The sequence below is a fragment of the Humibacter antri genome, from assembly GCF_054777235.1.
This window is the reverse complement of the sequence record NZ_BAAHAW010000009.1, coordinates 125,048-137,407: the sequence shown is the minus strand read 5'-3', so window position 1 is coordinate 137,407 and position 12,360 is coordinate 125,048. Positions and strand designations below refer to the sequence as shown.

At 67.2% G+C, this 12,360-nt stretch carries 13 protein-coding genes, 1 tRNA gene and 1 other RNA gene; 9 read left to right on the top strand and 6 right to left on the bottom strand.

The features are described 5' to 3' along the window. Positions 1-42: 42 nt before the first annotated feature. Together ACYVDK_RS05170 and ACYVDK_RS05165 are read left to right on the top strand one after the other, a co-directional pair. Positions 43-115 (top strand) — tRNA-Val (locus ACYVDK_RS05170). Between the two features lie 64 nt (positions 116-179). After that, positions 180-662: a GNAT family N-acetyltransferase gene (locus ACYVDK_RS05165; protein ID WP_460518907.1), complete on the top strand. Its 483-nt coding sequence runs from the start codon at positions 180-182 to the stop codon at positions 660-662. Between the two features lie 36 nt (positions 663-698). On the opposite strand, the gene ACYVDK_RS05160 is transcribed toward ACYVDK_RS05165, so the two are convergent. Further along, positions 699-1,694, bottom strand: coding sequence for a M23 family metallopeptidase (locus ACYVDK_RS05160; protein WP_460518904.1), 996 nt, complete (start codon positions 1,692-1,694; stop codon positions 699-701). 13 nt (positions 1,695-1,707) lie between these two features. Here ACYVDK_RS05160 and ACYVDK_RS05155 point away from each other — a divergent pair, with 13 nt between their 5' ends. Then, positions 1,708-2,067, top strand: a complete 360-nt coding sequence (locus tag ACYVDK_RS05155; RefSeq protein ID WP_460518901.1) for a hypothetical protein — start codon at positions 1,708-1,710, stop codon at positions 2,065-2,067. Positions 2,068-2,402: 335 nt separating this feature from the next. On the opposite strand, the gene ACYVDK_RS05150 is transcribed toward ACYVDK_RS05155, so the two are convergent. Together ACYVDK_RS05150 and ACYVDK_RS05145 are read right to left on the bottom strand one after the other, a co-directional pair. Next, positions 2,403-2,894 (bottom strand): dihydrofolate reductase, encoded by a 492-nt coding sequence (locus ACYVDK_RS05150; protein WP_460518898.1) that lies wholly within the window; start codon positions 2,892-2,894, stop codon positions 2,403-2,405. Continuing rightward, positions 2,891-3,700, bottom strand: coding sequence for a thymidylate synthase (locus ACYVDK_RS05145; protein ID WP_460518895.1), 810 nt, complete (start codon positions 3,698-3,700; stop codon positions 2,891-2,893). Before ACYVDK_RS05145 ends, ACYVDK_RS05150 begins: the two co-directional genes overlap by 4 nt. Positions 3,701-3,938: 238 nt before the next feature. On the opposite strand from ACYVDK_RS05145, the gene ACYVDK_RS05140 reads away from it, so the two are divergent. The 4 genes from ACYVDK_RS05140 to rnpB all read left to right on the top strand — a co-directional run bounded on the left by ACYVDK_RS05140 (position 3,939) and on the right by rnpB (position 8,055). Beyond that, entirely contained in the window at positions 3,939-5,921 is a 1,983-nt protein-coding gene (locus tag ACYVDK_RS05140) for a purine-cytosine permease family protein (protein WP_460518892.1), read from the top strand. Positions 5,922-5,973: 52 nt separating this feature from the next. Further along, a complete protein-coding gene (locus ACYVDK_RS05135; protein ID WP_460518889.1) occupies positions 5,974-6,789 on the top strand; it encodes a Nif3-like dinuclear metal center hexameric protein in 816 nt (271 codons plus the stop codon). A 77-nt stretch (positions 6,790-6,866) separates the two neighbouring features. After that, the gene (locus ACYVDK_RS05130) at positions 6,867-7,595 is read left to right on the top strand and encodes a zinc ribbon domain-containing protein (protein WP_460518887.1); all 729 of its coding nucleotides are present in this window, start codon (positions 6,867-6,869) and stop codon (positions 7,593-7,595) included. A gap of 72 nt (positions 7,596-7,667) precedes the next feature. Next, positions 7,668-8,055: RNase P RNA component class A (gene rnpB, locus ACYVDK_RS05125), an RNA gene on the top strand. 43 nt (positions 8,056-8,098) lie between these two features. On the opposite strand, the gene ppgK is transcribed toward rnpB, so the two are convergent. Both ppgK and map read right to left on the bottom strand, forming a co-directional pair. Next, positions 8,099-8,878, bottom strand: a complete 780-nt coding sequence (ppgK, locus tag ACYVDK_RS05120; protein WP_460518884.1) for a polyphosphate--glucose phosphotransferase — start codon at positions 8,876-8,878, stop codon at positions 8,099-8,101. Positions 8,879-8,895: 17 nt separating this feature from the next. Further along, positions 8,896-9,762 (bottom strand): type I methionyl aminopeptidase, encoded by an 867-nt coding sequence (gene map, locus ACYVDK_RS05115; RefSeq protein ID WP_460518881.1) that lies wholly within the window; start codon positions 9,760-9,762, stop codon positions 8,896-8,898. A gap of 12 nt (positions 9,763-9,774) precedes the next feature. On the opposite strand from map, the gene ACYVDK_RS05110 reads away from it, so the two are divergent. Further along, a complete protein-coding gene (locus ACYVDK_RS05110) occupies positions 9,775-9,975 on the top strand; it encodes an SPOR domain-containing protein (RefSeq protein WP_460518878.1) in 201 nt (66 codons plus the stop codon). 71 nt (positions 9,976-10,046) lie between these two features. Here the strand turns inward: ACYVDK_RS05110 and panB are convergent, their stop codons facing one another. Further along, a complete protein-coding gene (gene panB / locus ACYVDK_RS05105; RefSeq protein WP_460518875.1) occupies positions 10,047-10,919 on the bottom strand; it encodes a 3-methyl-2-oxobutanoate hydroxymethyltransferase in 873 nt (290 codons plus the stop codon). Between the two features lie 97 nt (positions 10,920-11,016). Between panB and glnA the strand changes: the two genes are divergently transcribed. Continuing rightward, entirely contained in the window at positions 11,017-12,354 is a 1,338-nt protein-coding gene (gene glnA / locus ACYVDK_RS05100) for a glutamine synthetase family protein (protein WP_460518872.1), read from the top strand. The last annotated feature ends 6 nt before the right edge of the window (positions 12,355-12,360 follow it).

Below are 12,360 nucleotides of genomic sequence, written 5' to 3'. Positions count from 1 at the left end.
CCCCGTTCCGGCCGCTGTGGCTCGACTAGACTTTCAGCCCGCGGGCCTTTAGCTCAGTTGGTAGAGCGCCACGTTTACACCGTGGATGTCGTCGGTTCGATCCCGGCAGGGCCCACTTCATCGAGTGAGCGACGAGGGTGCGCGTGCCTGAGCGCGGAACACGGCGCACACTTGTGAGTATGGGCTGGCGCGTGGCCGAAGTCGATGCCGCTGAGACGTATGCGCTTCGCCGTGACCTGTTGCGCCGCGATCGGGCCGACCTCGATCTGCACATGCCGGACGACGATGTTCCCGGTGCTTTCCATCTGGCGATCACGGTCGACCCGGGTTCCGTGGTCGGTGTCGCGACCGCCATGCCTGCTCTCCCGGAGTTCGCGGCGATGGCACCAGCGTGGCGCCTCCGGCAGATGGCAGTAGCTCCGGAACTGCAGGGATGCGGGCTGGGCACAGCCCTGTTCGACGCCATTCTGGAGCGCCTTCGCGCTCGGGGCGCGGCGACGCTGTGGGCCGAGTCACGCGATACCAGCCTGGGCTTCTACGTCGCCAGGGGCATGCATCCGGTGCCGGGCCACCACCACTCGGTTGCGGGCGTCGACTACACCGACGTCGTGCTCGACCTGCGTAACGCCTCGAGACCCGCCGCGAACGTCGACTCTGCCTGAGCGGGCGCGCCATCACCATCGCCGAAGCGGTTCCGATCAGGACGAGCCGAGAATGACGCCCCTGTCTGAGAAGAACGGCGTCGGGTCGATCGCGGTGCCGTTCACCCGCACCTCGATGTGCAGATGGCACCCGGTCGACTCTCCTGTGCTGCCGACCCGTGCGATCGGTTGCCCGGCCGTGACCTGGTCACCGGGTGCGACCATGATCGTTCCGTCGGCGATGTGCCCGTACGCGGTCTGCACCCCGTCGCCATGGTCGATCAGGATGAAGTTCCCGTATCCGCTGTACGGGCCGGCATAGCTGACGGTGCCGTCGGCGGCCGCGACGATCACGCTCATGCATGCGGCTCCGATGTCCACACCTGGGTGGAAGAGCGGGGTGCCCGCGGGTCGCGACGGCCGGGGGCCGAAGACATCCGTGATGGGGCCCCTCACCGGGTCGACCCAGGTACCCGGCGCGAGCGTGAAGTCGTCGCTGAAGGCGCCATCCGCACCGTTGCTCGATGCGGCGACCATGGCCTCGGTCGCCGCGTCAACGGATGCCTGCGCGGCATCGACCGCGGACTGCGCTGCCTTCTTCGCGGCTCGCATCTGCGCCAGGGGAATCGACGCCAGCGCGGCATCCGCTTTCGCCGCCGCCGCCTTCATCTCATCGGCATGCTTGGCCGTCGACTCGGCACGCCTCGTCAGTGTGTCGAGCGGGCCGTGCAGACTGCCGAGCTGGTTCGCGGCGGTGAGACGTTGCAGCAGGTTGGCGTCGCCACCGGCCGCCTCATCTCCGAATATCGCGCCGATCGTCGTCGTGGTCTGATCGGCGTGCGTCTGCTGCAGCGCGACCATGAGCTTGGCCACAGCCGCCTTCGCGGAACTCTCTCCGGACTTCGCGATTGTGTCGGCCGAGGTCGCGAGATTCTTCGCGTTCGCGTATGCGGTCTCCGTGGCGTCGTACTCCGACGTCGCCGAGTCGAGCAGCGACTGCGCGGCATCGAGAGCATTCTGCGCCTTGTCGATCGCCGTCTGCAGCTTCTGCATGGCGACGTCGCTGATGCCCGAACCCTCGACGGCAGCCGGCGTGCTGTCACCATCGCTGGTCGGAGTCGAGGAGGGCGTGTCGGTATCGGGCGGCTGGGTGGTAGGCGTAGGAGTTCCGCTCGGGGTCGGCGCGCCGGTCGGGGTGGGGGTTCCGGTCGGCGTCGGCGTGCCGGTTGGAACGGGCGTACCGGTCGGCGTCGGGCTGCCCGTTGGACTCGGTGTGCCGGTTCCCGGACCCGGCGTCGGCGTCGGCGTGGGTGTACTCGTCGAGCATCCGTTGACGCAGTCGTCGGCAGGAATGGCGCCGATGCCCGAGGCGGAGGCCGTCAGAAGCACGACGAAGAGAACCGCGGTTCGGCGGATCGCCGCGTGACGCGCGGACTTCGCCGCCGAGGCCTCAGTGATGTTCTCGTGATCCATGCATGCCACCGTGCCGGTGTAGCGCCCGACACGTTTTCGAGTCTGGCACCCTGACCGAAGCGCGGCAACGGGGCGTCGTGCTTTCTGGGATAATGGACGACATGATCGAAGCGCTGCTCTGGGGATTCATCGGTACCGTCGGCTTCGTCGGACTGATCATCGGCCTCGCGGCAGCCTTCCAGATGGGCAAGACCGGCTACCGTCAGCACTGATGCGATCGGCACCGATCCGTCAGCACCGCTCGGATCAGCACCGATCCGGCCGCCTCTGCTGTCGCTGGCCCCGGGCTCAGCGCCGCAGGTACGTCAGGAAGCGGTAGCGAAGTCCCGTTTCGGATGTCGCCCAGCCGCCCTCCGGTTCCGTGCCGACGAGCATCCACTCGTCTCCGATGGCGGGTGCGCGGGTATCGCCTGCAAGTTCGGCGTCGATCTCCGTGACCTCGAGTCGATCGGCACGCCCGATCGACTCTGCATAGATCTCGCCGCCGCCGGTCACCCAGACATCGCCCGACAGCATCCCGAGCGCTTCCCCCACCGACCCGGCTCGCTCGGCGCCCGTGGCCGACCAGGTCGCGTTGCGGCTCACGACGATGTTCCGCCTGCCGGGAAGCGGACGGAAGCGCGGTGGGAGCGATTCCCACGTCTTGCGTCCCATGACGACATCGCCGCTCATCGTCAGTGCCCTGAATCGCCTGCTGTCCTCGGGCACTCGCCACGGAATGCCGCCGCCTGCGCCGATCACACCGGAACGCGCCTGCGCCCAGATCAGTGCGATCGTCATACGGCCACGGCGGCGCGGATGGTCGGATGGTGCTGGTATCCGATCACCTCGAAGTCCTCGAACCGGTAGTCGAAGATGTTCTCCGGATGCCTGATGATCGCCAGGTGAGGTGCCGGGTACGGGTCGCGCGTCAGCTGCTCCGTGACCTGCTGGACGTGGTTGTCGTAGATGTGGCAGTCACCGCCCGTCCAGACGAACTCGCCGACGTCGAGCCCGACCTGGTCAGCCACCAGATGGGTGAGCAAGGCATAGCTGGCGATGTTGAACGGCACCCCGAGAAAGAGGTCGGCGCTGCGCTGGTACAGCTGGCAGGAGAGCCTGCCGTCTGCGACGTAGAACTGGAACAGGACGTGGCACGGCGCCAGCGCCATGTTCGGGATCTCCGCGACGTTCCACGCCGACACGATCATCCGGCGGGAGTCGGGGTCGCTGCGAAGCGTGTCGAGCACAGCCGAGATCTGGTCGAGCTGCCGGCCGTCGGGTGTCGGCCAGGACCGCCACTGAGCGCCGTACACCGGACCGAGGTCGCCGTCGGCATCCGCCCACTCGTCCCAGATCGTCACACCGTGGTCCTGAAGCCAACGGATGTTCGAATCGCCGCGCAGGAACCAGAGCAGTTCATAAGCGATTGATCTGAAGTGCACCCGCTTCGTCGTGATCAGCGGGAAGCCGTCGGCAAGGTCGAACCGGAGCTGGCGCCCGAAGACGCTGCGGGTACCGGTGCCGGTTCGGTCCGACTTGTGCGTTCCGTGTTCGAGAACGTCGCGGAGCAGGTCTTCGTAGGGGGTGGGGATCGCCGCGTCCATGTTACGAAGATCGTACGTCGTCCGACCCGCACGCACGGATGCCTCGCTGCTCTCCCCTCAATCGCCCATATCGCGGCTTCGCCACTCACGGACTCAATCGGGTCGGCAACGCGAACGAGTTCGCGCTGCTCTCCCCTCAATCGCCCATATCGCGGCTTCGCCACTCACGGACTCAATCGGGTCGGCAACGCGAACGAGTTCGCGCTGCTCTCCCCTCAATCGCCCATAGACTCACGCTATGGGGGCCGACGCGGGGGAGCCGGGAGCTGTCGACGTGCCCGAACCCGTGCGACGACGGGCCACGTTCGTGCCTCGTACCGGCGATCACGGTGACGCGCCCGATGAAGGCCAAGTCGATGCGTCCGACCTGCACGACGACGACGAACTCGCCGGCGCGCTGGAGAACGAGGTGTCGCTGCTCACGGCATCGCTGCCGATCATCCGCCCGGAATCGCTGTTCCTGCCCGTTCAGCCGCAGCAACCGCCCTACGAGCCGCGCACGGACGCGGAGAGGGAGATAGCGGCGCAGGCCGAGTCGGGCGACACGCTCGCAGCCATCGAGCGTCTCGAAGCATTACTCTCCGGCAGAGCGGCCCCGTTGCCCGCAGAGGCCCCGCCGCCACGTGAAGAGCCGCCGCCCGATGAGCCACCCGTCCGTGACGCGGGGCTCGACGCGGATGTCGGTGACGACGCCGACGACGTGCCAGCCGACGTGCATGGGCTCGCGCCGATCGCCACGCCCCGGGTCCGCACGAACGAGGGCGTCCTCTCCGCCGGCCGACCCGAGCCTATGCCCGTGTTCGCCATCGAGCGCTCCGGCACGGAGCCGACTCCGCGGCAGTACCGGGTCGGCCAGGCGAGTCGCCTGTTCTGGCTCTGGTTCCCGGTCAGCGCGTCGGTGCTCGTGGTGGGGCTCGGTGCCCTCCTGGTTTCGGCAGGCCTCAATCTGATCCAGGTGGGCGCCGCCGCTCTGCTGGGCATCGCGCTCTCGTTCATTCCGTTGGGGCTGTCATCGTTGACCGGTGCGTGGAGCGGTCAGCCCACGGTCATCGTCTCCCGGGCGACGTTCGGCGTGGTCGGGAACACGATCCCGGCCGCACTGATACTGGTGGTGCGCATGTTCTGGGGAGCGGCGTTGCTCTGGCTGCTTTCCGTCACCATCGCCGACTCCGCCGTCAGAGCCGGCTGGACGACCGATCACGACCTCGTGCTGTGGTCCTCGTTCGCCGTCGCCGCGGCGGTGAGTATCGCGGTGGCGCTCGTGGGCTATGCACTGGTCGCCGCCGTGCAGGCGATCGCCACGATCGCGACGGCGTTGCTGGCGCTCGCGATCGTCGTGGGCGCGTGGCCACGATCGGGCTGGGACGGCATCGGCAGAGCGCCGTTCGGCGAGTGGATCTTCGTCGTCGAGGGCGCCGTTCTGGTATTCAGCCTGCTGGGGCTTGCGTGGGCCAGCGCGGGCGGAGACCTCGCCCGGTACCAACGTGTGCGCTCCGGGGGGACGGCGAGTGCGCTCTGGGCCGGTCTAGGGGCATCCGTGCCGCTGATGATTCTGGTCGTCTTCGGCGGGGTCGTGGCCCTCGCCGAACCGACTGCAGGGGGCGGGTTCACGGCCGATCCGGTAAGGATGCTCGTGGCCGCCACTCCGCATTGGTTCGCCGTTCCCGTGATCGCGTCCATCGCCGTCGGTCTCGTCTCGGCCCTCGTGGTGAGCATCTACTCCGGCGGATTCGCGGTGCAGGCGGTGGGCATCCATCTGCCGCGTTGGGCGAGCGTGCTCGCGCTCGGCGTGATCGCGGCCGCCTTGGGCGCCGGCCTCGTCGTCGCCGTACCGGATGTCCGCACCCTCGTCCTCGCCTATCCCACAACTCTCGCGGTACCGGTCGCCGCCTGGACCGGCATCTTCACGGGCGACTTCCTACTGCGAAACCGCCGCCTGGCAACCGACTCCCTGCTGAACCGCGGACGAGTGTATCCGGACTGGCGCTGGGCGAACGTGGTCGGCCTTGTCGTCATCAGCGCGATCGGACTGGGGTTCATGCGCGCCGATACTCCCTGGCTGCGGTGGGAGGGATACCTGTACCGGCTGATGGGTGTCGCCCCGCACGGCCCGCTCGCAAGCGCCGACCTCGGCGTCCTTCTTGCGCTGGCGCTGGGCCTCGCGCTGGGTGTCGTCGCCGGCCGACGTGCCGTGCCCGCACAGGAGTCCGCCAGCCGATGAATTCCGCTGTTCCGCCCGGATGCGATGGCCGGCAACGCCGTAGGCTCGAACGGTGCCTACGATCGCCGAATTCCTGTCCGTAGTCGAGCGGCTCTGGCCGGTGTCGGGTGCCGAGCAGTGGGACGCCCCAGGGATTGTGACCGGCGACCCGCGAGCATCCGTCTCCCGGGTGCTCCTCTCGGTGGATGCCGTCTCAGACACGGTCGACGAGGCCGTGAACGGCGAGTACGACGTGCTGCTCGCCCACCATCCGCTCCTGCTTCGCGGTGTCACCAGCATCGCGGAGGACAGATACAAGGGCGCCATCGTCGCGAGACTGATCCGCGGCGAGTGCGCGCTCGTGACCGCGCACACGAACGCCGACGTCGTGCCGGACGGGGTGTCGGACGTCTTCGCCTCGCGGCTCGGTCTAGTGGATGCCCGACCGCTGGTTGCGGGCGCGAACGAACGTTCCGGACTCGGCCGGGTAGGTGGGCTTCCCGAAACCACGACACTCGGACGCCTTGCACGCAGCATCGCCGACATGCTGCCGCCCACTGCCACGGGGGTGCGCGTCGCGGGGGAGTACACACAGCCGGTGACCACCGTCGCGCTGTGCGGCGGCGCGGGCGATGCGTTCCTTGCCGAACCGGCCGTGCGCGCAGCAGACGTCTACATCACGTCCGATCTGCGGCATCATCCAGCGTCCGAGGCTATCGAGCAGGCACGCCTAGCCGGGGGGCCTGCTCTGATCGACGTATCGCACTGGGCCGCGGAATGGCTCTGGCTCGATGTGGCCGCACGACAGTTGCGCGATGCGTTGCCCACCCTCGACGTCGTGGTCAGCGAGCTGCGAACGGATCCGTGGGACTTCACGGTCGTGCAGTGACACCCGGCGATCGCGAGGGCGCTGTGCAATAACGTAGAGCAGATCGATACCGGAAAGACCACGACGAGATGAGTGCTGTGAAGGCTGATCCACGCAACCAACGCGAACTGCTGCGGGTTCAGGAGCTCGACACGTCGATCGCGCAGGCGACGCGCTCGATCGCGAACCCGTCGCAGCTCAAACTGCTCGCGGAACTCGAACCGCAAGCCGCCGAGGTCCGTAGCCGTCGACTCGGCGTGACGGGTGAGTTGGAGGACGCCCGGAAGGAGCTCTCCCGCCTCGAATCGGATGTCACGGTCGTCGAGGCCCGAATGACACGAGACTCCGAGCGCGTTCAGCACACCGCATCGGTGAAAGACGTCGCGGCTCTGGAGGCGGAGCTGCAGTCGTTGCGAAAACGTAGAAGCGATCTCGAAGACATCGAGTTGGCGATCATGGAACGCATCGAGACGCTCGAGGGGCAGTTGGCCGCCATCGACGTCGGAGGCGCCGAGATCGAAACGAAGGTGTCGCAGCTCGAGTCCGAACGTGTGGCAGAGGTCGAGGCCATGGACCGCAAGCGAGCCGATGCCGCGGCGGACCGCACCGCGATCGTATCCGGCCTTCCCGCCGAGCTCGTCGCGTTGTACGAGAAGCAACGCGACCGCTACGGCGTCGGTGCGGCCCGCCTGGTAGGAGGGGTGTCGCTCGCCTCGAACATGAAGCTGTCGCCCTCCGACCTGGCCGATGTTCGCTCGGCTGCTGACGATGAGGTCGTGCTCTGCCCCGACAGCGGAGCCATTCTCATCCGCGACGAGAACGTCTGACGAGCTGACGCCTACGACGACGGCCGGGCGCGTTCGTACGGATGCCCGCCGTCGGCTACCCTGGAGTGCGAACGGGCCGGCAAGACGGTCGCGTCGGCGTCCGTGTGACGGGTGCCGCCGAGGAACGTCCGGGCTCCACAGAGCAGGACGGTGGGTAACGCCCACCCGGGGTGACCCGCGAGACAGTGCCACAGAAAACAGACCGCCTTCGCGCACGCGCAAGGTAAGGGTGAAACGGCGGTGTAAGAGACCACCAGCGGCCGGGGCGACCCGGCCGGCTCGGCAAACCTCGTCCGGAGCAAGGTCAGACAGGGAACCATGAGGCTGCTCGTCTCGTTCCCGGGTAGACCGCTAGAGGGTCACGGCAACGCGGCCCCGAGATAGATGGCCGTCCAGGATGTGCGGTGCCCCAGGCACCGCAGTGTCCGAACAGAACCCGGCGTATCAGCCGGCCCGTTCCCTCGCTCGGCAGCGTGCTCCGCTGCGAGTGCGTCCGGAGCGGATCAGGCCGCGGTGATGGGCCGTTTGTGGTGACCACGCGACGCGAGAGCCGCCGCGCCCAGGATGCCTGCGTTGTTGCGGTGCATCGCGGGCACGATCTTCGTCTCGATGTCGATCTGGTCGCCGAACTCATCCCAGTGCTTCGATACGCCGCCGCCTACCACGAAGAGGTCGGGGGAGAAGAGGAACTCGACAGTGCGGTAGTACTTCGTGAGTCGCTTGCTCCAGTGCTCCCAGTCGAGGTCATCGCGCTCCTTCGCCGAGTACGCGGCGCGGCTCTCCGCGTCGTGCCCGCCGATCTCGAGGTGCCCGAGCTCGGCGTTCGGCACCAGCACGCCGTCGTAGATCAGCGCGGAGCCGATGCCGGTGCCCAGAGTGGTGAGGATGACGAGGCCGTCGACATCCTTCGCAGCACCGAACTCCGTCTCGGCATACCCTGCGGCGTCGGCGTCGTTGACGAAGAGGATGTCTCGCTCGAGCGCCTTCTCGAAGAGCTTCTCCGCCTCGAGGCCGACCCACTTCTTGGAGATGTTCGCCGCCGACATCGTGCGGCCGTTCTTCACGATGGCGGGGAAGCAGACCCCGATCGGCGCATTCGCGTCGTCGCCGGCGAGAGCGTCGAGCACCTTCCTGGTGGTCTCGATGATGTCGTCCGGCTTGCCGCCATCGGGAGTTGCCAGCTTGACCCGGTCGCTGACCAGCTCGCCGGACTTCAGGTCGACGATGCCGCCCTTGATCCCCGTTCCGCCGATGTCGATCCCGATAGCCGTCGTGGAGGTCATGAAGGAAATCTACCGGCTCATTCGAGCGTCAGGATCTCGGCGCCCCGCTCCGTGACGACGAGCGTGTGCTCGAACTGGGCGGTGACCGACTTGTCTTTCGTGGTCACTGTCCAGTCGTCTTCCCAGAGATCCCAGTCGCTGCTGCCGAGCGTGAGCATCGGCTCGATGGTGAAGACCATGCCGGGCACCATCTCGGTGTCGTAGGTCGGCGCGGAGTCGTAGTGCGGGATGATCAGGCCGGAGTGGAACGAGCGGCCCACGCCGTGCCCGGTGAAGTCCCGGACGACGCCGTATCCGAACCGCTTCGCGTAGGACTCGATCGCCCGGCCGATCACGTTCACCTGGCGCCCGGGCGCGACCGCCCTGATGCCGCGGTTCAGCGCCTCACGGGTGCGCTCGACGAGATGCGTCACCTCTTCGGATGCCTGTCCGACGATGAACGTCTGGTTGCTGTCGCCATGCACGCCGTTCTTGAACGCCGTGATGTCGACGTTGACGATGTCGCCCTCTTCGAGCATCGTGTCGTCGGGGATGCCGTGGCAGATGACCTCGTTCACCGACGTGCAGCTGGACTTGGGGTAGCCGCGGTAGCCGAGCGTGGACGGGTAGGCGTGCTGCGCGACGAGGAATTCGTGGGCGACCGCGTCGAGCTCGTCGGTCGTGACACCCGGCCGGGCGTGCTCTCCGACGAGGGCGATCGCCCGTGCCGCGATGCGCCCGGACTCGCGGATCAGCTCGATCTCCTCAGCCGTGTACATGTCGCCGCGATCGTCGGGCGCCGGGCCGGGACGCCCGACGTATTCCGGTCGGGGGATGGAAGCAGGAACGGGGCGCCGGGGCGAGACGCGACCCGGGGCCAGGTGGCCGGAGAAGTCCTTGGGCATAGGATCAACCCTATGGCCGACGCGTACGACGACGACATGGTGCACAAGTACTGGTACAACACCAAGACTGGCCAGGTCGAGCAGGGTCTCAAGTCGCCGCTCCCCGATCGGCTCGGCCCGTTCGACACCCGCGAGGGCGCCGAACATGCGTGGGACAAGATCCGCGAGAACAGTCAGCGCTGGGCTGAAGACGACTCCGCGGAAGGCAACTGACGCACGACGGGCTATCAGGACGGGCCGCCCCTCATGGCGGTCCGCTCAGACGCGGCTGAAGGTCAAGCCGTTCAGTAGCTGTGCTCAGGTCCCGGGTACTCGCCCTGCTCGACGTCCGCTCGATACCGTCGTGCCGCGTCTCCGAGAACGCCCTTGAGATCGGCGTACTGACGCACGAAGCGCGGAACACGACCTGTGGTGAACCCGGCCCAGTCCGTCCAGACCAGCAGCTGTCCGTCCACATCAGGGCCGGCGCCCACGCCGATGGTCGGGATGCCGAGTTCCTTCGTGACCTGCGCCGCGGCATCCGCCGGCACCATCTCCAGCACCACGGCGAAGGCTCCGGCCTCCTCGACGGCGTGCGCATCGGCGAGCAGCGCTTCCACGCCCGACTCGCCTCGCCCCTGGATGATGTGGCCGCCGAGCTGGTGCTCGCTCTGCGGCGTGTAGCCGATGTGGGCCATCACCGGAATGCCGGCGTCGACGATGCGGCGGATCTGTTTCACACTTCTGCGACCGCCTTCGAGCTTGACGGCGTGCGCTCCGGTCTCTTTCATGAATCGCACCGCCGTGTGGAGGGCGTCTTGCACGTCGGTCTCATATGAGCCGAACGGCATGTCGGCCACGACGAACGCGCGCCGCACGGCGTGCGCTACGGCGCGGGTCAGCGGGATGAGGTCGTCGACGCGCACCGGCAGCGTGGTGTCGTACCCGAACACATTGTTGCCTGCTGAGTCGCCCACCAGCAGGAAGTCGATGCCCGCCTCGTCGAAGATCTGGGCGCTCAGCATGTCATAGCTGGTGAGCCCGGTGATCTTGATTCCGCCGGCCTTCGCGTTCTGGAAATGCCTGGTGCGCACGCGGCGGGGACCGCCGTCGGAACCGCCGCCATACGGCCGTTCCTCTGCAGGAGTGGACGACGGTTCGCTTGCCGGCTCAGCCATGGCGGTCAGTCTATCCGCGCCGGTACAACCACTAATCTGGAGCCGAGAGAATTCCGCCCCACCGTCACCGGCCGCCAGCGCGAGGAAAGGGATCTTCATGGACAAGCAGCGCGACTTCGTGCTCCGTACCATCGAGGAACGCGGCGTGAAGTTCGTTCGCCTCTGGTTCACCGATGTCGTCGGCACGCTGAAGTCCGTGGCGATCGCGCCAGCAGAGGTGGAGGGTGCGTTCACGGAAGGCCTCGGTTTCGACGGCTCGGCGATCGAGGGGCTCACCCGCACGTTCGAGTCCGATCTGCTCGCGCATCCGGATCCCACGACATTCCAGATCCTGCCGTGGCGTGGCGAGGTCGACCCCACGGCCCGCATGTTCTGCGACATCACGACGCCGGACGGTGAGCCGGCGGTGGCGGACCCCCGCAATGTGCTCAAGCGCACGCTCGAGAAGGCAGCGGAGCGCGGATTCACGTTCTACACGCATCCCGAGATCGAGTTCTACCTGTTGAAGTCGTCGAAATTCGGCGAAAGCGGCCCAGAACCGGTTGACTCCGCCGGGTACTTCGACAACGTGCCGGGCGGGACCGCGCACGACTTCCGTCGCCGGTCGGTGCGGATGCTGGAAGACCTCGGGATCTCGGTGGAATTCAGCCACCACGAGGTCGGCCCCGGGCAGAACGAGATCGATCTTCGCTACGCCGATGCCCTCACCACGGCCGACAACATCATGACGTTCCGCACCGTGGTCAAAGAAGTGGCCATCGAGCAGGGCGTGTATGCGACATTCATGCCGAAGCCGCTCACCGGGCATCCTGGAAGCGGCATGCACACGCATCTGTCCCTTTTCGAGGGCGACACGAATGCATTCTTCGCACCGGGTGCGCAGTACCAACTCTCCAAGGTGGCGAGGAACTTCATCGCCGGTGTTCTTCAGCACGCTCCGGAGATCACTGCCGTCACGAACCAGTTCGTGAACTCCTACAAGCGGCTGTGGGGCGGTGACGAAGCACCCAGCTACGTGTGCTGGGGTCACAACAACCGTTCGGCACTCGTGCGGGTTCCGCTGTACAAGCCGAGCAAGGGGCAGAGCGCGCGGGTCGAGTACCGCGGGATCGACTCCGCCGCGAACCCGTATCTCGCGTTCTCCCTGCTGCTGGCAGCGGGGCTCAAGGGCATCGAGCAGGAGTACGACCTGCCGCCGGAGGCGGAGGACGACGTGTGGGCGCTGAGCGACGCCGAACGGCGTGCGCTGGGTTACCACGCGCTGCCGTCCAGCCTCGACCAGGCGGTGCAGCGCATGGAGGAGTCCGAGCTGGTCGCCGAGACGCTGGGAGAGCAGGTCTTCAACTACGTGCTCGCCAACAAACAGCGCGATTTCCGGGAGTACCGTGCACAGGTGACGCCGTACGAGCTGCGCACCAACCTCGAGATCCTCTAGACGTCG